The organism is Pseudomonas sp. GW821-FHT09C09 (genome assembly GCF_059418105.1).
Genome location: NZ_JBWKPF010000010.1, coordinates 169,548 through 195,161 on the forward strand (window position 1 = coordinate 169,548; position 25,614 = coordinate 195,161).

Annotated in this window: 21 protein-coding genes; 12 read left to right on the plus strand and 9 right to left on the minus strand. The window is 61.8% G+C overall.

Translation table 11 applies throughout. The annotated features are described in order from the left end of the window. Positions 1-43: 43 nt before the first annotated feature. The 7 genes from AC07NR_RS26810 (at position 44) to AC07NR_RS26840 (ending at position 6,157) form a co-directional block, all read left to right on the plus strand. The gene (locus tag AC07NR_RS26810) at positions 44-1,438 is read left to right on the plus strand and encodes an ethanolamine ammonia-lyase subunit EutB (RefSeq protein WP_495079830.1); all 1,395 of its coding nucleotides are present in this window, start codon (positions 44-46) and stop codon (positions 1,436-1,438) included. After that, complete coding sequence (gene eutC, locus AC07NR_RS26815) at positions 1,435-2,268, plus strand: ethanolamine ammonia-lyase subunit EutC (RefSeq protein ID WP_495079831.1); 834 nt, start codon at positions 1,435-1,437, stop codon at positions 2,266-2,268. The genes AC07NR_RS26810 and eutC overlap by 4 nt, the downstream gene beginning before the upstream one ends. Positions 2,269-2,383: 115 nt before the next feature. Continuing rightward, positions 2,384-2,845 (plus strand): GNAT family N-acetyltransferase, encoded by a 462-nt coding sequence (locus tag AC07NR_RS26820; protein ID WP_085712303.1) that lies wholly within the window; start codon positions 2,384-2,386, stop codon positions 2,843-2,845. 239 nt (positions 2,846-3,084) lie between these two features. After that, positions 3,085-3,741, plus strand: coding sequence for a DedA family protein (locus tag AC07NR_RS26825; protein WP_085712304.1), 657 nt, complete (start codon positions 3,085-3,087; stop codon positions 3,739-3,741). 4 nt (positions 3,742-3,745) lie between these two features. Continuing rightward, on the plus strand, positions 3,746-4,558 hold the full coding sequence (locus AC07NR_RS26830; RefSeq protein WP_423204378.1) for a M90 family metallopeptidase: 813 nt from the start codon (positions 3,746-3,748) through the stop codon (positions 4,556-4,558). A gap of 112 nt (positions 4,559-4,670) precedes the next feature. Continuing rightward, positions 4,671-5,198, plus strand: a complete 528-nt coding sequence (ppa, locus tag AC07NR_RS26835) for an inorganic diphosphatase (RefSeq protein WP_007933577.1) — start codon at positions 4,671-4,673, stop codon at positions 5,196-5,198. A 221-nt stretch (positions 5,199-5,419) separates the two neighbouring features. Beyond that, entirely contained in the window at positions 5,420-6,157 is a 738-nt protein-coding gene (locus AC07NR_RS26840; protein ID WP_423204379.1) for a S24 family peptidase, read from the plus strand. A gap of 671 nt (positions 6,158-6,828) precedes the next feature. Here AC07NR_RS26840 and AC07NR_RS26845 read toward each other — a convergent pair. Genes AC07NR_RS26845 through AC07NR_RS26870 form a run of 6 tightly spaced genes read right to left on the minus strand, consistent with a single transcriptional unit; the run spans position 6,829 to position 17,018 of the window. Then, a complete protein-coding gene (locus AC07NR_RS26845) occupies positions 6,829-7,641 on the minus strand; it encodes a YfaP family protein (RefSeq protein WP_495079832.1) in 813 nt (270 codons plus the stop codon). 3 nt (positions 7,642-7,644) lie between these two features. Further along, a complete protein-coding gene (locus tag AC07NR_RS26850) occupies positions 7,645-9,264 on the minus strand; it encodes a DUF2300 domain-containing protein (protein WP_495079833.1) in 1,620 nt (539 codons plus the stop codon). Between the two features lies 1 nt (position 9,265). Then, complete coding sequence (locus AC07NR_RS26855) at positions 9,266-13,831, minus strand: alpha-2-macroglobulin family protein (protein ID WP_495079834.1); 4,566 nt, start codon at positions 13,829-13,831, stop codon at positions 9,266-9,268. Then, positions 13,828-14,493, minus strand: coding sequence for a DUF1175 domain-containing protein (locus tag AC07NR_RS26860; protein ID WP_495079835.1), 666 nt, complete (start codon positions 14,491-14,493; stop codon positions 13,828-13,830). The genes AC07NR_RS26855 and AC07NR_RS26860 overlap by 4 nt, the downstream gene beginning before the upstream one ends. After that, positions 14,463-16,175 (minus strand): DUF2138 domain-containing protein, encoded by a 1,713-nt coding sequence (locus tag AC07NR_RS26865; RefSeq protein ID WP_495079836.1) that lies wholly within the window; start codon positions 16,173-16,175, stop codon positions 14,463-14,465. Before AC07NR_RS26865 ends, AC07NR_RS26860 begins: the two co-directional genes overlap by 31 nt. A gap of 51 nt (positions 16,176-16,226) precedes the next feature. Next, positions 16,227-17,018: a YfaP family protein gene (locus AC07NR_RS26870; protein ID WP_495079837.1), complete on the minus strand. Its 792-nt coding sequence runs from the start codon at positions 17,016-17,018 to the stop codon at positions 16,227-16,229. Between the two features lie 277 nt (positions 17,019-17,295). On the opposite strand from AC07NR_RS26870, the gene AC07NR_RS26875 reads away from it, so the two are divergent. The 5 genes from AC07NR_RS26875 (at position 17,296) to AC07NR_RS26895 (ending at position 23,670) form a co-directional block, all read left to right on the plus strand. Further along, positions 17,296-18,441: a Fic family protein gene (locus AC07NR_RS26875; RefSeq protein ID WP_495079838.1), complete on the plus strand. Its 1,146-nt coding sequence runs from the start codon at positions 17,296-17,298 to the stop codon at positions 18,439-18,441. Between the two features lie 88 nt (positions 18,442-18,529). Then, on the plus strand, positions 18,530-18,772 hold the full coding sequence (locus tag AC07NR_RS26880; protein WP_007894317.1) for an exodeoxyribonuclease VII small subunit: 243 nt from the start codon (positions 18,530-18,532) through the stop codon (positions 18,770-18,772). Beyond that, positions 18,769-19,656: a (2E,6E)-farnesyl diphosphate synthase gene (ispA, locus tag AC07NR_RS26885; protein WP_085712314.1), complete on the plus strand. Its 888-nt coding sequence runs from the start codon at positions 18,769-18,771 to the stop codon at positions 19,654-19,656. Before AC07NR_RS26880 ends, ispA begins: the two co-directional genes overlap by 4 nt. A 91-nt stretch (positions 19,657-19,747) precedes the next feature. Next, complete coding sequence (gene dxs / locus AC07NR_RS26890) at positions 19,748-21,646, plus strand: 1-deoxy-D-xylulose-5-phosphate synthase (protein WP_495079839.1); 1,899 nt, start codon at positions 19,748-19,750, stop codon at positions 21,644-21,646. 140 nt (positions 21,647-21,786) lie between these two features. Beyond that, positions 21,787-23,670, plus strand: a complete 1,884-nt coding sequence (locus tag AC07NR_RS26895) for a TonB-dependent receptor domain-containing protein (protein ID WP_495079840.1) — start codon at positions 21,787-21,789, stop codon at positions 23,668-23,670. Positions 23,671-23,673: 3 nt separating this feature from the next. Here AC07NR_RS26895 and AC07NR_RS26900 read toward each other — a convergent pair whose 3' ends face one another. The 3 genes from AC07NR_RS26900 to ribA are packed head-to-tail and all read right to left on the minus strand — an operon-like array spanning position 23,674 to position 25,507. Continuing rightward, positions 23,674-24,474: a cobalamin-binding protein gene (locus AC07NR_RS26900; protein WP_495079841.1), complete on the minus strand. Its 801-nt coding sequence runs from the start codon at positions 24,472-24,474 to the stop codon at positions 23,674-23,676. Further along, positions 24,474-24,893 carry an MFS transporter gene (locus AC07NR_RS26905; protein ID WP_065259553.1) on the minus strand — a complete coding sequence of 140 codons (420 nt, stop codon included), beginning with the start codon at positions 24,891-24,893 and terminating at the stop codon, positions 24,474-24,476. The genes AC07NR_RS26900 and AC07NR_RS26905 overlap by 1 nt, the downstream gene beginning before the upstream one ends. Next, positions 24,890-25,507: a GTP cyclohydrolase II gene (gene ribA / locus AC07NR_RS26910; protein ID WP_065259552.1), complete on the minus strand. Its 618-nt coding sequence runs from the start codon at positions 25,505-25,507 to the stop codon at positions 24,890-24,892. The genes AC07NR_RS26905 and ribA overlap by 4 nt, the downstream gene beginning before the upstream one ends. Positions 25,508-25,614: the final 107 nt, after the last annotated feature.

The window sequence follows — 25,614 nt, forward strand, 5'->3', positions numbered from 1 at the left end:
CGGTGCCTGCACTAAAAGCATTCATTCAGGAGGACCGCGCCCCATGGCCGCATTTGCCCATACCGTCGGCGCCCAGACCTACCGCTTCGACAGCCTCAAGGACGTGATGGCCAAGGCCAGTCCGGCGCGCTCCGGGGACTTCCTGGCCGGCGTCGCCGCGCTCAACGATGGCGAGCGGGTGGCCGCGCAAATGGCACTGGCCGACATCCCGCTAAGCCATTTCCTGCAGGAAGCGCTGATTCCCTACGAAGCCGATGAAGTCACCCGGCTGATCATCGACAGCCACGACAAACAGGCCTTTGCGGTCGTCAGCCATCTCACCGTTGGCGGTTTTCGCGACTGGCTTCTGAGCGAAACGGCCGACGAGTCCAGTCTGCGAGCCCTGGCCCCTGGCCTCACGCCGGAAATGGTCGCCGCCGTGTCGAAGATCATGCGCGTGCAGGATCTGGTGCTGGTGGCGCAAAAAATCCGCGTCGTGACGAAGTTTCGCGGCACCCTCGGCCTGCGCGGACGATTATCCACAAGGCTGCAACCCAATCACCCGACCGACGAACCGTCCGGCATCGCCGCGAGCATTCTCGACGGGCTGCTGTACGGCAACGGTGACGCCATGATCGGCATCAATCCGGCCACCGACAGCATCGCCTCGATCTGCGCGATGCTGGAAATGCTCGATGCGATCATCCAGCGTTACGACATTCCGACCCAGGCCTGCGTGCTGACTCATGTCACCACTTCTATAGAGGCGATCAACCGTGGTGTGCCGCTGGATCTGGTGTTCCAGTCGATTGCCGGCACCGAAGCGGCCAATGCCAGTTTCGGTATCAACCTGAACGTGTTGCAGGAAGGTTATGAAGCGGGCCTGAGCCTCAATCGCGGTACACTCGGGCAGAACCTGATGTATTTCGAAACCGGTCAGGGCAGCGCGTTGTCGGCCAATGCCCACCATGGTGTCGATCAACAGACCTGCGAGACCCGGGCCTACGCCGTGGCACGACATTTCAAGCCGTTTCTGGTGAACACCGTCGTAGGTTTCATCGGCCCGGAATACCTCTACAACGGCAAACAGATCATCCGCGCCGGCCTCGAAGACCACTTATGCGGCAAGTTGCTCGGCGTGCCGATGGGCTGCGACATCTGCTACACCAACCACGCCGAGGCCGACCAGGACGACATGGACACCCTGCTGACCCTGCTGGGTGTGGCCGGGATCAACTTCATCATGGGCATCCCCGGCTCCGACGACATCATGCTCAACTACCAGACCACTTCGTTCCACGACGCCCTCTATGCGCGCCAGACCCTGGGCCTGAAACCGGCGCCGGAGTTCGAGCAGTGGCTGGCGAACATGGGCATCTTCACCCAGGCGGACGGCAAGGTCCGCTTCGGCAACAACCTGCCGCCGGCGTTCCGCCAGGCCTTGGCGCAACTGGGATGAGTCAGATGGAAAAACCGCCCGTCGATCCACAGAACCCCTGGCTTGAGCTGCGTCGCCTGACCCCGGCGCGGATCGCCCTCGGCCGCACCGGCACCAGCCTGCCGACCCGCGCACAACTGGATTTCCAGTTCGCCCACGCGCAGGCCCGGGATGCCGTGCATCTGCCCTTCGATCACGCCGGGCTCAGCGCCCAACTGGCCGAACGCCAACGCGACAGCCTGCTGCTGCACAGCGCGGCGACGGATCGCAACAGTTACCTGCAACGCCCGGATCTGGGGCGCAAGTTGAGCGATCAATCGGCGCAAACCTTGCGCGAGTACGCGCTGGCACATCCGGGCGGGGTGGATCTGGTCATCGTGGTGGCTGATGGCCTCTCGGCGCTGGCGGTACATCGCCACACCTTGCCGTTCATCTCCCGACTGGAAGAACAGATGACCGCCGACGAATGGTCAATCGCACCGGTGGTGCTGGTTGAGCAAGGTCGGGTGGCGGTTGGCGATGAAATCGGCCAGTTGCTGGGCGCCAAAATGGTCGTGATGCTGATCGGAGAGCGTCCCGGCCTCAGCTCGCCGGACAGCCTCGGTTTATATTTCACCTACAATCCAAAGGTCGGCCTCACCGATGCCTACCGCAATTGCATCTCCAATGTGCGGCTTGAAGGCTTGAGCTACGGCATGGCAGCCCATCGCCTGCTGTATCTGATGCGCGAAGCCTGTCGGCGGCAGCTTTCGGGGGTCAATCTGAAGGACGAAGCGCAGGTTCAGACGCTGGAATCGGAAGCCGGTGCAGATATGAAGAGTAATTTCCTACTCGATCCGCCCCCCGCCTGAACCGTTTCCGCATTGCCTTACTGCGCCGGTTTCAGGCAGGATCGACGCACGGCCGCCCGGGTTTCCCATCGCCGTCAGAGCAGTTGAAGACAGCCACTTGAAGACGAGACCTATCATGCGGATTATTCAAGCGACCCTCGAACACCTGGACCTGCTGGCCCCGCTGTTCGTCAAATATCGTGAGTTCTACGGCGCACTGCCTTATCCGGACTCGTCCCGGGCCTTCCTTGAAAAACGCCTGCGGCGCAAGGAATCGGTCATTTATCTGGCCCTGGCCGATGATGACGACAAAAAGCTCATGGGCTTCTGCCAGCTCTATCCGAGCTTTTCCTCGCTGTCGCTCAAGCGCGTTTGGATCCTCAACGACATCTATGTCGCCGAAGATGCCCGCCGTCAGCTGGTCGCCGACAACCTGATCCGCACCGCCAAGCGCATGGCCAAGGAAACCCAGGCCGTGCGCATGCGCGTATCCACCAGCAGCGACAACGAAGTGGCACAGAAAACCTACGAATCCATCGGATTCAAGGAAGACACCGAGTTCAAGAACTACATCTTGCCGATCAGCGACGAACTCTGATTTTTTCTAACAGTGCGGATGCAGGCCTTTGTGGCGAAGGTACAAACGTCCTCGCCACAAAGGCCTGCACCTCGCTCCCCCCCTCGAAATGCCCCGCTACAAAACCAACGCGCTTTTCACCTATCAGATCGTATAATCCTGTGCTTTCCGGCTTGTAAGAAAAACTACACCCGCTTGTAGGCTTACACCGAATCATCCGCACAGGCCTGCCGAGTCGGGCCGTCACCACAGGTGCCCACATGGATTTCAACCCGATCGACATCATTCTGCATCTCGACGTCTACCTCGACATGCTGGTGAACAACTATGGGACCTGGATCTACGCCATCCTGTTTCTGGTTATCTTTTGTGAAACCGGCCTGGTGGTCACACCGTTCCTGCCGGGTGATTCGCTGCTGTTCATAGCCGGCGCAGTGGCTGCAGGCGGTGGCATGGACCCGGTGCTGCTGGCAGGCCTGCTGATGTTGGCGGCGATTCTCGGCGACAGTACCAACTACGTGATCGGACGAACGGCAGGGGAAAAACTGTTCAGCAATCCGAACTCGAAGATTTTCCGCCGGGATTATCTGCAACAGACCCATGACTTCTACGACAAGCACGGCGGCAAGACCGTGACCCTGGCGCGCTTCCTGCCGATCATCCGTACGTTTGCGCCGTTCGTCGCCGGTGTCGCCAAAATGCCTTACCCGCGTTTCTTCGGCTTCAGCGTGTTCGGCACCATCCTGTGGGTCGGTGGTCTGGTGACCCTGGGCTACTTCTTCGGCAACGTACCGTTCATCAAGAAGAACCTGTCGCTGCTGGTGGTGGGCATCATCCTGCTGTCGCTGGTGCCGATGATCATCGGCATGCTGCGCAGCCGCCTCGGTGGCGCCGGTTCCAAAGCCGAATCGCGCTGAACCGATGTGGTCACTGAGCGCCTGGCGACGCCGGCGCACTCTGGCGAAGCACCCGATTGCCGATGACATGTGGCAGCGGGTGCGTCACCACTTGAGCCTCCTCGACGGCATCAGCGCCACGGAAGATCAGTGGCTGCGCGAAGCCAGCGTCCTGTTCCTCGAAGACAAACACCTGACCGCCCTGCCCGGCGTCGAACTGCATCAGGAACAACGCCTGCTGCTCGCCGCCCAGGCGCAATTGCCACTTTTGCACCTTGGCGATCTGAACTGGTATCAGGGCTTCCACGAAATCATTCTGTACCCCGACGACTTTCTCAGCCCCCAGCGCCACCGCGATGCCAGTGGCGTCGAGCATGAGTGGGACGGCGAACACAGCGGCGAAGCCTGGCAACAGGGGCCGGTCATTCTTGCCTGGCCCGGAGTGATGGCCAGTGGTGGCTGGGAAGGCTACAACCTGGTGATCCACGAGCTGGCGCACAAACTCGACATGCTCAACGGCACCGCCAACGGCCTGCCACCGCTGCACGCCGACATGCGGGTCAGCGACTGGGCCGAGGTCATGCAAAAGGCTTATGACGACCTCAACCGCCAGCTCGACCGCCATCCGGACGCCGAAACCGCCATCGACCCGTATGCCGCTGAGAACCCGGCCGAGTTCTTCGCCGTCACCAGCGAGTACTTTTTCAGCGCCCCGGATCTGCTGCACGAGGCTTATCCACAGGTGTATGCGCAGCTGCAGCTTTTCTACCGACAGGATCCGCTGGCACGACTGAAGCGACTTCAGGCCACGGACCCGGTCTATCAGGCACACGAGTAAGGCCTGGACGACCTTCGGTGCATGGCATCGCGGGTGGAATATGCCTATAATCGCCGCCACTTTTTGGTCAATCCGGCCAAGTGTTTTGGTCTACTAACGGGGGCAACGCCCAATGAGCTACAGCAAGATTCCGGCTGGCAAAGACCTGCCGAACGACATCTACGTCGCGATCGAGATCCCGGCCAACCACGCGCCGATCAAATACGAAATCGACAAAGACAGCGATTGCCTGTTCGTTGACCGTTTCATGGCCACCCCGATGTTCTACCCGGCCAACTACGGTTACATCCCGAACACCCTGGCTGACGACGGTGATCCCCTGGACGTGCTGGTCGTAACCCCTTACCCGGTTGCTCCAGGTTCGGTGATCCGCGCGCGTCCGGTCGGCATCCTGAACATGACCGACGACGGCGGCGGCGATGCCAAAGTCATCGCAGTCCCACACGACAAGCTGTCCCAGCTGTACGTGGACGTGAAGGAATACACCGACCTGCCAGCTCTGCTGATCCAGCAGATCGAGCACTTCTTCGCGAACTACAAAGATCTCGAAAAAGGCAAATGGGTGAAAATCGAAGGCTGGGACGGCGCTGACGCTGCCCGCGCCGCTATCACCAAGTCGGTTGCTGCCTACAAAGGCTAAGCCTCGCGACCTGCGACACGCTTGAAGAAAACCCCGGTTGATCCGGGGTTTTTTATGCCTGGTCGAAAGGTGTTTAAACGGCTTGTTTATAGCGACCTACAGAAAAGTTTTGCTGTGTGTAATTTCCCACAAGTACGTCTTACATCCCGTCGCAAAATTTGCCTCGATTTTGAACGCAAGGTTTATTCAAACCGCTCTAGGCCGGCCGTAGACTCGTGTTTATGAGAAAGAACACTAGCGGTCCAAGATTCAAGGCACTCCTGGAAGCTGCGAACATCACCACCACGGGATTCGCAAAGTTCTGGGGCACGGAAGCCCAAAACGTTCATAACTGGTACACCCGGGGCGTACCCGCGTACCGCATGGAAGAAGTCGCACGCCTGCTGTCCGTCAACAGCCAGTGGCTGAAGACCGGCGAAGGTCCGAAGGAAGCACCGCACCTGTACACCGCCGGCGACACACTGGATGCACAGGCGATTCAGGGCGTCTATACGGTGCTCGAATCCAGCGACATCGAACTGCCGCTCTACAAGGAAGCCCCGACGGCCCCTGGCTCCGACAAGACCCATGTCATCAAGGACCCGGAGCAAACCATCCGCCTGCCCCGCAGCCACCTCGAGGCCCTGGAAATCCGCCACACCGACGCCATCTGCACCCACATGATCGGCAACAGCATGGCCGAGAAAATCGAAGACGGCTCCACCCTCGCCATCGACCGCGGCCTCACCCAGGTGGTGGACGGGGAAATCTACGCCATCGAACATGACGGCATGCTGCGCATCAAATACCTGCACCGCATGCCCGGCAACGCCCTGCGCCTGCGCAGCCACAACAGCGCCGAATACCCGGACGAAATCTTCCGCGCCGCGCAGATCGAGGAGCAAAGGATTCATGTGCTGGGGTGGGTGTTCTGGTGGTCGACACTGGGCAAGCGGCGGCCGGTGGTGCCGTTTCTCTGAGTCACCCGGTGTGGTGGGAGCCAGCCTGCTGGCGATGAGGCCCTGAAAGTCGGTACAAATCCTGGATTTTCTCCAGTTTGATCGCTCTAAACCGCACTTCAAGCTGGGAATCAGAAGCAAAACTCAGTATCCTGCGCCCCACATTCGCGCATCGACCCGCCAAGCGGCCCAGATGACGCCTGACGCAGCAGACCACTGTCTGACCAAGTCCCACAGCCGGACGCAAGATCCGGGTGTACGTTTTGAAGGCTGGCGCGGTTTACCAAAAATAAACCAAGCCAGTCCCCGAGAAGCCGGCCACAAGCCGGCTTTTTAATGCCTGCAAGAAAACCAAATCTACCGTCCCAATATCTTCCTTGTTACCGTAACGGCAAAACTCATTACGGTGCTCCATCATGGACTCCTCAAAAATCCATAATGATGACGGTCAGAAGCCGCAACTCTCTGATCGGGATCAGTTACTGGTCAAAGCCGAGTTACGCTGCAAGGAGGATGTGGCGCTTATCGCCGCAGTCGACGAACGTCTTGTCGCTCCTCAGCGAGTCAAGATAAGACTGGATGACTTGTAACGTCGAATCCAGTCAAGCCGTAGTTTCGCGAGAAGTGATCCCGCAATCGGGCAACAGGCTGCTGCCCAATTCAATTGTGCAACAGCCCGTTGCACAATCTCCTCACGGATAACTAAACGCCTTCACCAACGTCAACTCCCCCACCGCCCGCATCGGCACCACGAACGTCTCCATCTTCTCGCTAGGCGTCCCCTCCTCGGTAATCACCGTCACCTGCGCGGTAGTCAACGGCTGCACCGCCTCTTCCCCACCTTCATCATCCCCACGATAACCACCACCAAAATAATTCACATACACCAGGTACTGCCCTTTGATCGGCGCCGGCATGGCGAAGATTTCCGGGCCGTAACCGGTGGTCACGTCGACATCCAAAGCCGCGCCGTTGGGAGCGACGCGGTCGCCGTACCAGATGTGCGCGCCGTCAGGTGTGATCAAGTGCAGGTCGAGGTCGGTGCCGTCGCTGTCCCAGGACAGCAGCACGCGCAGTTTGGCCGGGGTGGCGCCGCCGTTGGCGTTGAGGAACTGGGTGCGGTGGCGTTGCTGGCCGTCGGGGCTGCGGACTTCAACGCTGTTGCTGCCTTTGGGGAAGGAGAACGGGCGGTCGAAGCGGCCGCTGTCGTCGATTTTCAGCGGCATGCTGACGCCGTTGACGATCAGCCGGCCGGGTTCTTTGCTTTTCGGCGTGGCCTTGATTTCACCGCTGATGCGTGCGGTATTGGCCTGGCCGACCGGGGTGTTCACCGAAGAGGCCGGGTAGTTGACGGTCTGGCGGAAGCTTTCGCCTTCGCCCTCGGGCGCGCCGCTGCGCCAGCCGCCGACCGGGGTGTCGAGTTTGACGCTGTCGGCGGCCATCGCCATCGGCCATGCATTGAGGGCGCAGAGCAACAGCAAGACCTGTGGATAACGGAGTGTCATGGTCTATTCCAGCAAAAGGTGACGGGCGAGCCCTTCGATATAGGTTTCATCCTGGCCGTTGGGGTGTGCTTCAAAGGCCAGGTGCAGGTATTCGTGAGTCAGGTCGAGGCGATCCTGTAACGACAGCACGCCACGCACGTAGATGCGCTGGCGTTCGCGGTCGACGAAGGGCCGGCCGAAGGCGAGTTTGCAGACGGCGAATGTGCTGACTTCGTTGTAGCCGGTTTCGCTTTCCAGCCTCGGACGCCAGCCACGCCGCTGCTTCTGCAGCCAGTCCTGCGCGGCGGGCAGCGCTTCGCAGGACGCCACCGGGTTGTCCCAGCGACTGAGGCTGGCACGCGGATAGGCGTGCAGCAGGATCGCGTCGTAACGCTGGCCGGCATTGGCTTGTTCGACCGCTTGTTGCCAGGCCAGTTTGTCCGGGCCGGGTTGATCGGAGTGATAGGTGACGTTGCTCCCGGCCAACACAAGATCCGCCGTCCACGCGGCGACGTTGCGCGATTCGACGGAAGCAGGACGCGGGGCGACCCGTTGGCGGGTGCTGCTGTCATCGATGCTCAGACATTCGCCATTGCGCGTGGCGTTTTGCAGTAGATACGTACGGATCGCCACGGCCAATGCCTTAGCCGCTTCGGCAGGTTCCGGTTTGGCTTCACGCTCAAGAACCCGAGCGACGTACTCTTCACGATCCAGCCGCGCCACAAGCTTGTCGTTGAGCAGAAACAATTCGCCGTCGCTGTGGATATCCAGCGCATTGCCGTTGGCGAATTCGACGCGGTAATCACCCTGCAACGGCCCGGAGCCTGCGACGCGCTCACCCGACAACACCCGCGAAACCGGATAACGCGAGAACAGCCCGACCTCAACGCATCGCCCAGCCTCTGCCGGCCAGGAAGCAGGCAACACCGTCGCCAACGCCGAACCGTAATGCCGCAGAACCATCTGACTGGTACCCCGGCCGCCGGCCCAGATCGGCGAACCGTCCGCCGTCCAGCCAGCAAAACCGCCCTGGCGTGATTGCGGATCCTGATCGCCGAGCCAGCTCCAGGTTTTCACCCGCAAGCGTCCGCCGAGTTCACCGACGACATTGCCGTCCGCCGCGTTCAGCACCACGTCGAGCAGCACCCGGCGCAGTTGATCCTGAGCCGGCAACCAGGATAAAACCTTCAACAAGTCCGCCACGGACACCCGGGTAGCCGGCTGCACCGATGGCAGGTCCAGCAACCACGACGGCGCCTGTCGCGCCTGCCAATAGGATTTCCAGTCGCCAGCGGTTATGCCCAACCGGGCCGGCTCGAAATACAGCCCGCAGGATTTCACCAGCGCCTGATCACGCTCGATCTTGCCGCCCGCGGTGCAGCAATAAACCTCTTCCTTCGATTGCCCGCGACATTCATAGGCCGGTTCCCGTGCGCCGGTATCCACCAACCAGGCGTAGACGAACACCTTCCACAGACTGCCCAGCGGCGTATCCAGCGACGACGGCAGCGGCTCGCGAGCGGTCAGTTGCGCGGTGTTCAGCGACAACAACTCGCCCTTGTAGGCCACGCGCAACGGCTCATCCTGCGCCGTCGCCAGCGCAGGAATCAGACACAGCAGCAGCCACAGCAGCGGCCGGTTCATGTCAGTTGACCGTGACCTGACCGAGGGCGGCTTTCGCTTCCTGGGCCTGATGCTGCGGTGCGTAGACCTGAGTGAAACGCACCGGTGGCAGGTTGAACTGGCCCTTCTGCGAGAACCGCACCAGATGCCGCAGACGCAATTCACCGCTCAGCGCATCCACCGGCACCGCGTAGGCCAGTTGGCCCGGTTCGAAACGCGCTTTCTCCAGCGCAGTCGGCTCGGTGCCGTCCTTGCCCTGCAACTTGATGCCCCACGTGGTGCGCTCGACATCCGCACCCGGCGGCAGCGGCACTTCGAGCATGCCGTAGCGCAGCGGTTTCGGTGCCTTGCTGGTGAGGATCACTTCGTCCAGGTACAGGCTGTCGCTGGACAGCGGTTTAGTGCCGACCGGCTCCAGTTTGAAGGTGAAGGCTTCATCACCCGGTACCAGACGCGACAGGCGACGGGTGATAGTCACCGCCATCGGATCAACCGCCGGTTGCTGGGTCTGGAAGCTCAGCGCAGCACGCAACGGACGCTCCTGAGTGCCCGACACCGACAACACGCTCGGCACCGGCGCCGTACCCTGCCACGTCCAGTACATCTCGCCGGTCGCACCGTAGTTTTTCTTCCAGCCTTCGCCCGGTGCCAGCGCGATGGTCGGCGATGCCTGAGCGATGCTGCGTTGCAGCCAGGTCAGCGCCAGCGCACGTTCGAGGGTCGATTGCTGCGGCAACAGGCGTTGCAGCAGCGCGTTCGCACGAGCCTGATCGAACGGTTGCAGCGACAGGTTCAGCGCTTCGATAAACGGCTGCGAACTGACCGACAAGCGCTGTTGCGCAGCGCCCAACTGACGATTGAACGCATCCGGCAAAGCGACTTTCGACTGGGTCGCCAGCGATGCGGTCAAGATCCGCGCCGCCGCCAGACCGAGCGCCGAATCCGGATCGCTCATCACCAGACTGTCTTCACCGTCGTCCATCAGGTTCGCGGCATTACCCTCACCGGCCTTGGCCAGATCGTCCATCAAGCCGCTGAGCAGCGTGTTGACCGGCAGATGCATCTGTTTGGCGAACGACAGGATCAGCGCCCGTTGCAGCAATGGCGTATTCGGCGCCTGCTTGGCGTAGACCTCCAGTACCCGTTGCCAGTGTTCCGGCGGCAGGGTCAGCTCCAGCACCTGGCTGGCGTTCCAGTCGGCGTAATAGGCGTAAGCGGTGAGGAACGCATCCGGCTCACCGTCGAAACCCCACCAGGTAAAGCTCGCCGACGGCCCGGCCATTTGCACCAGCCGCAGACGGCTGTTCTGCATGATCAGGCGCAAGCGGTCGCGGATCTGCGGGCTCGACGCCAGCGACGGATAAGCGATGCTCAGCGGCAGCAAGCGGCTGGCGGTTTGTTCGACGCCCCCATACGGATAGCTGAGCAGATCGTCGAGGGCCGAGCGGAACAGCGCTTGCGGGCTGTCATCCAGACGCAGGCGAATATCGGTGGCGTCCGCCGGCAGACTCAACGGCGTTTCGCCGCTGGCCACGTCGAGGCTCTGGGTCTGCGTCACTTGCCAGCCTTCGCCGGTGGCGATCAGACGCACAGCCAAGGCATCGGCGGTTTTGCCGTCCTGCACCAGCTCGGCGGTCCATTCGCCGGTGGTCAATGCGAAGGCCGGTAGCGGCAGGTAGTTGATGCCGTTATTGAGCGTCACCGGCAGGCGCTGTTCGGCACCGGCGTAGTGCGTCACCAGCTCAGCCTTGACCGGTTTTTCGGCCTGACTGAAGGCGAACACGCCGAGCTGCGGCTGATCGCCCTTGCGGAATTTGCTCGGCCCGCTCCACTTCAGGTACAGCGGTTTTTCCGAGCGCACGAACTGCTTCTTCTGCCCGACCTGACCGTCATCGGCAATCGCCCGCGCGGTGATGCGCCAGCGGGTCAGCGAGTCCGGCATCTTGAAGGTGAAACGGGTCTTGCCGTCGGCGTCAGTCAGCAGTTCCGGCTGCCACGCGGCGGTGTCGACGTCTTCGCGACGCGGCCGTTCCAGCACTTTCACCCCTCGCTCGCTGCGATTGGCCTTGCCCGGCGCGCCAGGGCTGCCCGGCAATGCCACGTCATAGCTGATGAACGACAGGCTGGCGCTGGTGCGCACGTTGTTGCGGCGCGGGTGATAGAAGAACTGGTCGATGGTCGGCGCGACTTCCGGTTGCAGCGCGTAGACCATTTCGTCGACCACGCTGACCGTCAGGTGCGCCGGCACTGCCTTGCCGGCGAACTGCGTGGTCAGGTCGACCGTCACGGTATCGCCCGGCTGATAAGTCTCTTTGTCGGTCTTGATCGCCACGTCGATCTGCGGCGCGACGACCTTGATCCCGGCGTTCTGGAAGCTGTACTGACCACCCTTGGTGTACAGCACCGAGAACGTCAGGTTCGGCGCGAAATTGTCCTTCACCGGAATGCGTGCGCGGTATTGGGTGTCGCTGAGTTTTTCCAGTTTCAGCCAGTCGCCGCCCTTGGCCAGCAGCGCGGTGGCTTCGACCTTGTCGCGCTCCAACGACAGCAACGCATCGCTGACTGGTTCGGGGAAAGTGATCAGCGCCAGAGCTTCGTCGCCGGCCTTGTACTCCGGTTTGTCGAGGACGATTTCCACGGTACCCGGCACAGCCTTGACGCCATCGCCGGTGACCGAATGACCGGTGCCACCAAGCACCCGGCCAAACTGATCCTTCAGCGACAGGTTGTAGGTCCCCGGACGATCGAACGTCACGCTGAAACCTTTGTCTTTCGCCGCCAGTTTGCCTTCGCCGGTGGTCTGGTCTTCCAGACGCACCCAGCCGTAGCTGCTCGGCACCACGGCCTGCGCCTGTTCGCTGCCGCCCTCGTTGGCGTAGCTGAACGCGACCTTGTCACCGACTGCGCTGAAACGCTGCGGCGCAGTCAGGCGAAAGCTTGCCGCGCCGCGGTCGATGAGGATTTCCTTGGTGGTCTTGACCCGATACGCCGCGCCATCGCTGGCAAACACGGTGAGCATGTAGCGGCTCGGTTTGTCGGCGGCCGGCAGGTCGAGGGCTGCATTGCCCTTGCTGTCAGTGGTCAGTTCAGTGCTGGTCAGTTCCACCGGGAATTGCCCGAGGTATTGCAGCTCGTTGTCGACCATCGACAATTGCTGGGCGCGCAGGCTCAGGGTGAGTTTGGCGTTGGCCACCGGCTTGCCGTCCGGGTACAGCAGCACCAGGCTGCCCTTCACCGGATCGCCAGTGCGGTAATCCTGCTTGGCCAGGTTCAGCGAGATTTCGAAGTGCGGCTTGATGTACTCCGCCACCCGGAAAGCGCTGCTGTAGGCCTGATCCTTGTAGTTGAAACGCAGCTCGTAACCACCGGCCACCGCATTGTCCGGCAGCTGGAAACGGCCCTGGGTGCCGGCCTTCGAATCGAGCTTCAGGTCGAGGCGTTGCAACTCGGTACCAGTCGCATCGAGCACGCTGACATTGACGTCCGCCGCGCCCGGCAATACCGAATCCCGCGCGTTCTTGAATTCACGACCAACGATTTTCAGCGACACCCAATCGCCCGGGCGATAAAGCGGCCGGTCGGTGAAGGCGTAGAGTTTGGTGTCGTAGATTTCGCTGTCGTAATAGAAGTTTTCCGAAACGAATACGCCGCCCTCTTCGTCCTCGCCGATGACGAACGAACGCTCCGGGCTGACGTGTTTCAGGCGCAGCAGACCATCGGTGTCGGTGGCGCCGCTGCTCATCACGCCGAGGCCGTCGGTCCACAGCACATTGACCTTCGGCACCGAGCTGCCTTCGTGTTTGCGCGCGGCCCACACCAGCAATTCATCACCGGCAATCTTGCTCACCGCCACGGTGTTGGAGACGAACACCATGGTGGTCGCGCGGTACTTGCCGATCAGCGCTTCGACCAGATACAGGCCCGGTTTCAGATTGCCCAGCGGGATGTACACGTTACCCGGCGCAACGCTGACGAACTCGCTGGAAGACCCGGCCAGATTGACCCCGGTCGGCGGCTGGATCGGTTTGGCCTGCCACAGCGGATAACGGAACTGGCTGACCACCGGCAGACCCGGAATCAGCGCGAACTGCGGCTGCGCGTCATAAGGTGTGGGCGCGGCGATGGCATTGCCCATCTTCAGTTCCGGCACTTCCTCGGTGACTTGCTGGCGCGACTCGTAGGAGAACGCACGCTGCATCACCCGACGGGATTTGCGGTACCAGTTGTCCCACAGGTACGCGAGGGTGTTCGACAGGCCTTCACCCTTGAACTGGCCGTCGCTGACCACGCGGTGCAGGTTCTTCTGGCGCTTGAGGAAGTCCAGCGGCTTGTCGATCTTGTACACGCGGATGTCGGCGCCGCCGTACGGTTCCATGCGGAAACGGCGATAGTCACGACCCGGTGCTTCGAGGCGCACCACCGCCTGCTCGTCGCTGGCGAAACTGCTGTCGGCCAGCAGGAAAAAACTTTCACCGGACACCGGCGTGTAGCCGCTTGGCTCGACGGAGTCTTCGGCATTCACCGCCGAAAACGGCAGGGTCAAGAGCAACAGAAAAGGCAGTAAACGCAGCATGCGGGCACCGGTCATTGGGAGAGAAAGTTCAGTCGATAGACGCCGATGAAGTTGGGGTTGGCTGCGTCGGGTATCCATCGGGTGTCCTTCCATGTCATGAGTTGCTGCAGGCTTGCCGAACGCATGCCGTTGTCGGTTGGGGTGGTCGTGCCGGTGTGATAGGCGATGTAGCGGCCCATCCAGATCATCAGGTGCTGGTCATCGCCCTGATCGAAAAACATCAGATCGCCGGGCCGTGCCTGGGACACGTCGCGGCCGATCAGATGGCTGTTGAACTGAATCAGTTTGATCGCGTTGACGTAGGGCCCGACCTTGCCGCCGCCCTGCTGCCATTGCTGGGCGAACTTGCGCTGCTCGTCGCTCAACGCCAGCTCCGGCGGCAGGTAGCGGTTGGACACGCCATTGCTGCGCAGCCATTTGTCATCATGGACTTTCAGCGCTTCGTTGGCGGCAAACCGCACCAGCCCGGCGCAGTCCTGCTGGTACCAGCGCGGGCTCGGGCCTTTGCTCAACTGCTCCTGAGCGATGCGCACGAACCAGGCGCGAAAGACCTGGGACTGCGCAGGATCGAGCGCCGGCGCTTCGACCGCTCGGGCACCCACGCTCAGTAACAGCGCGAGCACGCCGAGGCTGCGGATCAATGCCGTCACAGCGCTTTCCACTCCAGCGGCAGCCATTGCCAGTGGCCGTCGGGCTCACTGCCTTCCGGCAAGGTCAGGGCGTATTTGCCCATGCCGCCGAGGGTGCGCAGTTTCGGGATCAAGTAGGTTTGCGCGGCGTTGTAGAACACCGGCTCCATGTCCTGCGGCAGGCTGTCGAGGGTTTCCTGCTGCATCAGCTGCGCCATGGAATCCGGGCCGAAGTAGATCGGCATCAGCACGTCTTTCGGCAGCACGTCGGCCATAGGCGGGAAGCGCTTGTCGAGGGTGCCGAGGGCCTTGTCGACCAATTTGTCGTCGAGGGAAAACAGCAGCGTCGAGCCGTGACGCGCGAGGCTGACTTTCATGAAGGCACGGCCGGTGATCGCGTCCGGGTTCTCGGCATCCTTGGCCGCGTACGGGCCGAAGTTGGAGCTGACCTGACGCTGCCAGAGGTGGCTCTGGCCTTCCTGTTTTTCCACCACCGGGAACGCGTGGTCGTCGACCTTGCTTTCGTAGGCGCCGACCATCGAATCGAACAACGTGCCGATATCAGCGTCGAGCTTGCCGCTGTCCTCGTCCTTCAGACTGGCCACCAGCAACGGCGTGTACAGCCGCGAATCGGCGTACCAGCACAGGCCTGCCGCACCGGCCACGTGCTCGGTGAGTTTCTGCGCCACCGCTTCTTCGGCGCCGAGTTTCACCAGCAACGGTTTCTGCGGCTCGGCGGCCACCGGCAAGGTCACGCAGGCGCTGGCACCCAGCGGCATGGCTTGCCAGACCGGTTTGAAATCGAAGTCAGGCTGATTGTCCAACTCATCCATGGCGAGATAGCTGTGCCAGCCCTTGTCGTCCATGTCGAATCGCAGCCCGGCGAAATTCGGGATGAAGCGCTGATAACCCATGGCCAGGACGCTGGAATTGACCGACAGACGCTGCTTGGTTTCAGGCGTCTTGGCCGGCAGGCCGAACGCTTCAGGGAACAGTTTTTCGCCATTGAGCAGCGCCGCCAAAGCCTGCGGCGAGACATGGCCAGACTCTTCGGAAGCGCCACTTTCCGGGTCGTAGAACTTGGCCGGATTCGACAGCACCACCAGCTTGTCGCCACGGGAAGCGAACAACAGGGATTTGCTGGCGTTGTAGGTCAGTTGATACAGCGGCACGTCCTCACCGCCGACTTTCAGGGTGCTGAAAACGCTCAATTGCGAGTCATCCAGCGCGACCTTCGCCAGCGGCTCCAGCAGTTTGGCCAAGCCGCCGCGATCCATCACCAGCAGGAAATCCTTCAGACGACCATCGGCGCCGCGCCACAGCGCCACGTCTGCCGGTTGATCGAAGAGTTGCTCGATCAGGCTGTCCTGCAGTTTCAGGTCATGCTCGTAGATGATCCGTCGTAGGCTGCCGATCAACCCAAGGCGGTCGGCGTGGGTTTCGTAATAGAAGACGAAATCCTCGGTGAGCGTGGCCTTGAGGAACGGCACCGTCAGCAGGTCCTTGGGCAACTGGCTCAGGGAGCGGGTTTCCAGCAGCGCATCCGGACGGCTCAGCCCGAGCTTGTCGCTGGCCAGTGCCGCCGCCGGCACCTTGGGCTTGTGCATCAACCAGCCGAGCCCGCCCGCCACGCCGGCCACCAGGCACAGCCCGGCCACCAGCAACGGCCAGCGCCGGGAAGGTTTGGCAGTGGGTGCGGCGGTCGCCGGGGTCTCAGTGTTTTCGCTCATCTTCTCGCTCATGTTCCCAAAGCTCGGCAGTTCATCCGTGGTGCGGGATGCTTAATAGTTGAAAGTATTGACCAGCAGCAGATCACCGATGGCCCGCAGGGGCACGATGAACGTTTCGCGTTTTTCGTCGACGGTGTTTTCGTTGAGCACCAGCGTGATCTGCGAGGTGATGACCTCGTTCTGGTTGCTGGCCTCCTCGAAGTTATAGCCGCCGTCGCCGAAGTTGCCCCAATAGTTGACGTAAACCAGATAGGTGCCATGCAGCGGTGCGGTCATGGTGAACATTTCCGGGCCGGGGCCGTCGACGCCGTCCGGGTCCAGACCGCCGCCGTTGGTCAACGCCGTGTGGGCGAAAAACGCATGCTGGCCGTCCGGGGTAATGATATGCAGGTCAAGTTCGGCCTTGGGATCGTCCCAGCCCAGCACCACGCGAATTCGCGCCGGTGTGCGCAGGTTGTTCGCTTCGTAGAACTGCACGCGCTTGAGCGACTGGCCTTCGGCACTGCGCACTTCGACGCTGTTTGAGCCCGCGCCGAAGGCATAGGGCCGGGCGAAACGCCCATCGTCGTCGGTGTACAGGTTCAGCGGATTGCCGTTGACCGCCAGGGTGTGCGGCCCGCGCTGATTGCCGATGGCCTTGAGCTGGCCCTGGATCATCGTGCGGTTGCGCTGGATGCCGCGATCGATTGGCGGCGTGGGATAGGCGACTTGCGAGTTTTCACTGCGATCAAGCAAACCGTTGTAGCGCCAGCCGCCCACCGGCTCCGACATTTCGGCAGTCGGCGCGGCCGACAGCGCCGGCACACAGGCCAGGCCGATCAGCAGCAAAAGAAATGAACGCATGTAATGCCTCCTGCCATGCCTGAACGAAACCTTGCACCCGATCCTCGGTACTTCACAGCGGTGAAAACTGCGTTTCGTCTGAAAGACCCGTGACTGTCGGGTCGTAGAAGGCGCGAAGGTTAGCGATTCGGCAGTTTTTTAACAATCGGATACATCTTGAAATGCGGTGGGAATCACGCCCTCGGGTGGACGATGAGCCGATTAGGCGTCATATTCGGCTCACCAAATGAGCCGAATAGCGTTTCTATTCGGCTCACGCACTCAGGAATGGCATTTCATGGCAACTCACTGGATCTGGCAGCAGCCCGATTGGCCCGACTTCAACTGGCAGGCAGAGCGTCTCACTGCGCTGTTGCGCGAATGCGTTCAGGCGCAGGGACAATTGATGGGCATGGCAGGATCAGTGGGCAATTCACTGAGCGCTCAGACTGAGCTGGACGCGTTGCTGCTAAACATCGTGACCTCCTCGGCCATCGAGGGGGAACAGTTGAATGTTGAATCCGTGCGTTCTTCACTGGCACGGCGCCTGGGGCTGGAATCGCCTGATGGCGACAACGTCAGCAAGCGCAGCGAAGGGCTCGCGCAACTGATGCTCGACGCCACTCAACGCTTTGCCGAACCGCTGACGCTGGAACGATTGCTGGAATGGCATTCATGGCTGTTTCCAGAACAGGAGATTGGTTTCCTTTCGCGTGCAATCAATGTCGGCGCATTACGCGGCGATGAGCCGATGCAGGTGGTTTCAGGGCGAATCGACCGTCCGACCGTGCACTTCGAGGCGCCACCGCGACAAGGTCTTGAGCGGCAAATCGACAGTTTTCTCAAGTGGTTCGACGCCAGTCGGCATCAGGCAGGCCTCGATCCTTTGCTGCGAGCCGGCATCGCACATTTCTGGTTCGTCACCTTGCATCCGTTCGACGACGGCAATGGACGCCTGACTCGCACCCTTACCGATCTGGCACTGGCTCAGGGAGAAGCGCAGGCGATTCGTTTTTATGCGATGTCCGCCAGCATTCTCGAAGATCGCGCCGGCTATTACCGGATTCTCGAATCGAGCCAGAAAGCCACGCTGGACATTACCGACTGGCTCACATGGTTCCTGCAAACCTTGCTGCGCAGTCTGCAACAGGCCATCGCGCGGATTGAAAGTGTGTTGGGAAAATCACGCTTCTGGCAGGCGCACCGTGAATCCGGGCTGTCGGCGGAGCAGATCAAAGTGCTCAATCGCTTGCTCGATGGCGGTGAACGCGGTTTCGAGCACGGTATCAGTGCGGCGCAATACCAAAGTGTGGCCAAAGTTTCCAAAGCCACAGCGACCCGACATCTGGCGGAACTGCTGGAAAAAGGCTGCCTGCAACGTCTTCCGGGCGGCGGGCGGAGCACTCGTTATCAGATTCAATATCCGGACGAATCGACCGACTGACACCCTTGTCCGTCGGCCCGCTCATTTGCCCATAAACCCCCTATCTGCTAGTGTCGCGCCGGTTTAACGTCAACCGGAATTAGCCGCCATGGCCCGCAAAAAAGCTGCACTGGATTTCGAACAGTCCCTCGCCGACCTGCAAACGCTGGTCGAGCGTCTGGAGAACGGTGAATTGTCGCTGGAAGACTCGCTGACCGCTTTCGAGCAGGGCATCGGTCTGACCCGTGACTGCCAGGCAGCGCTGGCCCAGGCCGAGCAGAAGGTCCAGGTGTTGCTGGAGCGCGATGGCGAGCTGGCCGAGGAACCCTTCGACGCGGATCAGCCAGAATGATCGCGGCGTATTCGGCGACCAGCCAGGCGCGGGTCAATGCGGCACTGGAAACCCTGTTCAACGCACCGCTGCCGGAACTGGCGCGGCTTTACGAAGCGATGCGCTACAGCGTGATGAACGGCGGCAAACGCGTGCGTCCGCTGCTGGCTTACGCCGCGTGCGAAGCCCTCGGCGGCAAGGCCGAGCAGGCCAACGGTGCAGCCTGCGCGGTTGAACTGATCCACGCCTACTCGCTGGTACACGACGATTTGCCGGCGATGGACGACGACGATCTGCGTCGCGGCCAGCCGACCACTCACAAGAAATTCGATGAAGCCTGCGCGATCCTCGCCGGCGACGGTTTGCAAAGCCTGGCGTTCAGTGCCCTGCTCGACCCGCGCCTGAGCGACCTGAGCGCGGATATCCGCCTGCAACAGGTCACAGCGCTGGCGCACGCGGCAGGCCCGGCCGGCATGGTCGGCGGCCAGGCCATCGACCTCGGCTCGGTTGGTCTGAAGCTTGATCAGAAAGCCCTGGAACAGATGCACCGGCACAAGACCGGCGCCCTGATCGAGGTCAGCGTCAAGCTCGGCGCCCTGGCCAGCGGCCGCGCCGAGAAGGATGAACTCAAGGCCCTGCAAAGTTATGCACAGGCCATCGGCCTGGCGTTCCAGGTGCAGGACGACATCCTCGACGTCGAAAGCGATACCGAAACCCTTGGCAAACGCCAGGGCGCGGACATTGCCCGCGACAAGCCGACCTACCCGGCCCTGCTCGGTCTCGACGCGGCCAAGGCTTACGCCCTGGAACTGCGCGATCAGGCCCTGCATGCGCTGCGACCGTTTGACGCGGCTGCCGAGCCGTTGCGCGATCTGGCCCGGTATATCGTCGACCGCCGCAACTAAAGGCTAATCAGCCAAAAAAGACCAACGCGTGGGCAGGGGACGATGCATCAGGTAAACTGCCGCATCTTTTATACCTATAACGATTCGCCTGATGCCCACGACGTTCCATGAGATTCCCCGCAAGCGCCCGACCACGCCCCTGCTCGACCGCGCGAACACGCCGGACGGCCTGCGCCGGTTAGGCGAAGCCGAGCTGGAAACCCTGGCTGATGAGTTGCGCCTGGAATTGCTCTACACGGTCGGCCAGACCGGTGGGCATTTCGGTGCCGGCCTGGGTGTCATCGAGCTGACCATCGCGTTGCATTACGTCTTCGACACCCCGGACGACCGGCTGGTGTGGGACGTGGGTCATCAGGCTTATCCGCACAAGATCCTCACCGGTCGTCGCGAGCGCATGGAAACCCTGCGCCAGAAGGACGGCATCGCTGCCTTCCCGCGTCGCTCCGAGAGCGAGTACGACACCTTTGGCGTTGGCCACTCCAGCACCTCGATCAGTGCCGCGCTGGGCATGGCCATCGCTGCCCGCCTGCAGAACAGTGATCGCAAGGCGATTGCCGTGATCGGCGACGGCGCATTGACCGCCGGCATGGCCTTCGAGGCGCTGAACCACGCGCCGGAAGTGAACGCCAACATGCTGGTGATCCTCAACGACAACGACATGTCGATCTCGCGCAACGTCGGCGGTCTGTCGAACTATCTGGCGAAGATCCTTTCCAGCCGCACTTACGCGAGCATGCGCGAAGGCAGCAAGAAAGTGCTGTCGCGCCTGCCCGGCGCCTGGGAAATCGCCCGTCGCACCGAAGAATACGCCAAAGGCATGCTGGTTCCCGGCACCCTGTTCGAAGAGCTGGGCTGGAACTACATCGGCCCGATCGACGGCCACGACCTGCCGACCCTGATCGCCACCCTGCGCAACATGCGCGATCTGAAAGGCCCGCAGTTCCTGCACATCGTCACCAAGAAAGGCAAAGGCTTCGCCCCGGCGGAAGTCGATCCGATCGGTTACCACGCCATCACCAAACTCGAACCGCTGGACGCCCCGGCCGCTGCGCCGAAAAAGGCCGGCGGGCCGAAGTACTCCGGCGTGTTCGGTGAGTGGCTGTGCGACATGGCCGCTGCCGACCCGCGCCTGGTGGGCATCACCCCGGCGATGAAGGAAGGCTCGGACCTGGTGGCGTTCAGCGAACGCTTCCCGCTGCGCTACTTCGACGTGGCGATTGCCGAGCAGCACGCCGTGACCCTCGCGGCCGGCATGGCCTGCGAAGGCGCCAAACCGGTGGTGGCGATCTACTCGACGTTCCTGCAACGCGGTTACGACCAGCTGGTGCATGACGTCGCGGTACAGAACCTCGATGTGCTGTTCGCCATCGACCGTGCCGGCCTGGTGGGCGAAGACGGCCCGACCCACGCCGGCAGCTTCGACCTGTCGTTCCTGCGTTGCATCCCGGGCATGGTCATCATGACCCCGAGCGATGAAAACGAACTGCGCAAGATGCTCACCACGGGCCACCTGTACAACGGCCCGGCGGCGGTGCGTTATCCACGCGGCACCGGCCCGAACGCGACCATCGAGAAAGACCTCGAACCGATCGAGATCGGCAAGGGTGTGGTGCGTCGTCAGGGCAGCAAGGTCGCCCTGCTGGTGTTCGGCGTGCAAATGGCCGAAGCCCTGAAAGTCGCCGAAACCCTGGACGCCACCGTGGTCGACATGCGCTTCGTCAAACCGATGGACGAAGCGCTGGTACGCGAAATCGCCAACAGCCACGACCTGCTGGTGACCATCGAAGAGAACGCGATCATGGGCGGCGCCGGTGGCGCGGTCAGCGAATTCCTCGCCCGCGAGAACATCCTCAAGTCGGTGCTGCACCTGGGCTTGCCGGACATTTACGTCGAGCACGCCAAACCGGCGCAGATGCTGGCCGAGTGCGGGCTGGACGAGGCCGGGATCGAAGCGGCGGTGCGAGAGCGCCTGGAGCTGCTCAACAAGTAAAACGCAATGCCCATGTGGGAGCGGGCTTGCTCGCGAAGGCATCGGATCAGTCGATAATGAGTTGACTGACACACCGTCTTCGCGAGCAAGCCCGCTCCCACATTTGATTTGTGTATACCTGAAAGACCTACGGAATACCGATGAACCTCTCGCGTCTCGCCCTGCCCCTCCTTCTGCTGCCAACCGCCAACATCCTCGCCGATACCTTCGAGCGCGATCAGGCCCTGAAGCTGCCGGACGTGCTGATCAGCGCCAACCGTCAGGTGGAAGCCCGCAACGACAGCAGCGCTGCCAACACCGTATTCACCCGCGAAGACATCGAGCGCCTGCAACCGCGCAGCGTCACCGACCTGCTGCAACGGGTGCCCGGCGTGCAAGTGGCGCAAACCGGCGGGCGCGGCAGCCTGCCGGGGATTTATATTCGCGGCACGCAATCGGCGCAGAGCCTGGTGCTGGTCGATGGCCAGCGCATCGGCAACTCGACGTCCGGTGACAGCAACCTGCAGCACCTCAACATCGAGCAGATCGAACGCGTCGAAGTGCTGCGCGGTTCGCGTTCGGTGATTTACGGCAGCGATGCGATTGGCGGGGTGATTCAGATCTTCACCCGGCGCGGTGCTGAGCAAGGCCTGCAGCCGCGGATGCATGTCGGCTTCGGCAGCAACCAGACTTGGGAGCGCAGTGTCGGCCTGTCCGGTGGCGATGAGAAAACCCGCTTCAACCTCGGTGCCAGCCTCGATGAAACCGCCGGGATCGACCGCACCCGTGAGTCCTATCCCAGCGACAGCGATCACGATGCCTACCGCAACAAATCCATCAGCCTGAGCCTCAGCCATGCGCTGACCGATGACATCGAAGTCGGCGCCAACCTGCTGGATAACCGTGGCAAAAGCGAGTTCGACAACCCGTTCGGGCGCTTTGACCCGGTGACCTTCGACTCCGTCCAGCAACAGCCCTACGGCGATTTCGCTGTCAGCAGCTTCAGCAGCTACATCGATGCGCGGATCAATGAGCGCTGGAAATCGCGCCTGGAACTCGGCCACAGCGAAAACCGCGACAAGTCCCTCGACAAGCTCAGTGACGAACGCTCGGTGTTCAACACCTACCGCGACTCGGTGACCTGGCAGAACGACCTGACCCTCGATGCACGCAACAGCCTGATCCTCGGCGGCGACTGGTACGAAGACCGGGTCAACAGCAGCACCGCCTTCGACGAGGACAGCCGCTGGAACCGCGCCGTGTTCATCCAGCATCGCTTCCAGGCCGACAGTTTTTCCACCGAGCTGGGCCTGCGCCGAGACGACAACCAGCAGTTCGGCGGCCAGAACAGCTGGAGCGGCACGCTGACGTTGCCGGTCAACCCGGACAACGATCTGTTGCTCAGCTACAGCGAAGGCTTCCGTGCACCGACCTTCAATGACCTGTACTACCCGGACTTCAGCAACCCGAACCTGAAACCGGAAACCTCGAAAAGCTACGAGCTGCAATGGCGCAGCCAGTTGAGCGACAGCAGCCGACTCGAGGCGTCGCTGTATCGGACCGATCTGGAAGACGCGATCATCTTCGGCAGCAACTCACGCCCGGAAAACGTCGCCTCGGCGCGGATCAACGGCTTCGAAGCAGCGCTGAAACAGGAGTTGTTCGGCTGGCAGAGCAATTTAGGCGTGGCAATCATCGATCCCCGCGACCGCGACACCGGCCACACCCTGGCGCGGCGAGCACGTCGCACCGTGAGCTGGGATCTGGATCGGCAGTTCGATCGCCTCGGCCTCGGCGCTACTTGGCAGGCCGTCAGCAGCAGTTATGACGACCTGAAAAATCAGCAGCCATTAGGTGGTTATGCGTTGCTGGGACTGCGCAGCAGCTGGGCGCTGGACCGTGAAATCAAACTGGATTTCAAGGTCGATAACCTGCTGGACAAGGGTTACAGCCGGGCGCTGTACAGCCATGACGGCAGTCAGTATGGCTATCGTGAAGAAGGTCGGGCGTTCATGTTCGGGGTGACCTGGACGCCGCAGCTCTAGCGGTCAGCGATCTGGTGCAATCAGTTGGCAGAGCTTGGCCGTCGCCTCGATCATCTGCCCGCTTGGACGCTCCAGACCTTTGTCGGTGACCAGCAGCAATTGCCGATGCTTCACCGCCGCCACTTGCGGCCAGGCATTCCACGCATTCAGTTGTGGCTGATCGCCGGCCAGAATCACCTCGGGATCACGCTGTAAAACCGCTTCGATGCTCACCTGCGGTGCCGGCAGCGTCAGGTCAGCGAACACGTTCCGTGCGCCGCACACTTCAAGCGCATCGCTGATGATCTGCCCGCCGCCGATGGTGTACAGCGGCTTGTCCCAGACTTGATAGAACACCCGCAGCGGCGCTTCCCGTCGATAGCGTTGGCGCAGCTCATCGAGTTTCAGTCGCAGCTCGGCCGCCCGCTCAACCCCGCGCTCAGGACGACCGAGCTGTGTCGCGATGGCTTCGATCTGCGTGGCCAACTGCTCGAAACTGTGGGGTTCGGCAACGAAGGTCGGGATGTTCAGGCGCTTGAGCTGATCGCGCTGGGCCGGGCCGACACTGCCGGGCCACAGCAGCAACAGGTCAGGTTTGAGACTGAGCAGCCGCTCCATGTCGAGCTGGCCGTAACGGCCCACCGAAGGCACATCCTTGATCGCGGACGGCCGGTCACCGGCATCCAGCACGCCCACCAGCAGGTCGGCCGAATTCAGCTCCACAACGATTTCAGACAGGGATGGCGCGAGACTGACCACCCGCAGGGCGGCCAGGGTTTCGCTGCTGACGGCCAGCAGCAGAACCGCCAGCCAGAGACGACGCATCAACCGAGTTGACGCGGGATACGGTAGAGGTAGAACAGCACCGCCGTGGACAACGCCAGCAGCATCAACGGCACCGCTTCGAGGCCGACGAACACCGCCAGTGCGCCAATCCACGCCGGTAATCCCGCCGCCAGAAACGCCGTGCGACGACGCGCCGCGAGGGCAATCCACGCAGCGGGTTCTTCAGGGGTATCGAGGGCTTTTTGCGTGGCGATCAGCGCATGCTTATAGCGCCCGAAAAACTTCAGGCTGACAAACATCGAGGCCACACCGGCAATGAACAACGGCATCGCCAGCACCGGCATGATCGCTTCGCTTTCGCCGAACACCGCGTTGAGCACGAACAGCGGCACCAGTGCCAGCGCCAGGTATTTCCACCAGGCGACCGACAGGCGGCGGCGCACCTGACCGCGGGTCACGCCCGGTCTACCTCGCCCTGATGTTCGTTGCCCATCATGTGGTCGAGCTTGCTGGCCTTGGTCGCCAGGTAGAGTTTGTTGTGCGGGTTGTGGCCGGTGTGCAGCGGCACGCGCTCGGCGACGACAATGTTCATGTCGGTCAGGGCTTTGACCTTGCGCGGGTTGTTGGTCATCAGGCGCAGGGATTTCACGCCCAGATGCTCCAGCATCGGCAGGCACATCGCGTAGTCACGCTGGTCAGCGGCAAAGCCCAGACGCTCGTTGGCTTCAACGGTATCGGCACCGCCGTCCTGCAATTCGTAGGCGCGGATCTTGTTCAGCAGGCCAATGCCACGACCTTCCTGACGCAGATACAGCAACACGCCACGACCTTCGCGGGCGATCGCCTTCAACGCAGCTTCCAGTTGCGAGCCGCAGTCGCAACGCTGGCTGAACAAGGCATCGCCGGTCAGGCATTCGGAGTGCAACCGGCCGAGTACCGGGGCACCGTCGGCAATCTCACCCAGGCTCAGCACGACGTGCTCGCGGCCGGTGGCTTCATCGAGAAAACCGTGCATGGTGAATTGCGCAAAAGGCGTTGGCAGCTTGGAAGCGGCGACAAAAACGACAGGCACCGGTGTGCTCCTGATCTAAAAAGTCCGAGATTCGCTGGGCGGCATTGTAACAGCAGGTTCTGGCAGACGCTTAGGCTGAATTATCGGCCATAACGATCAAAAAGTTT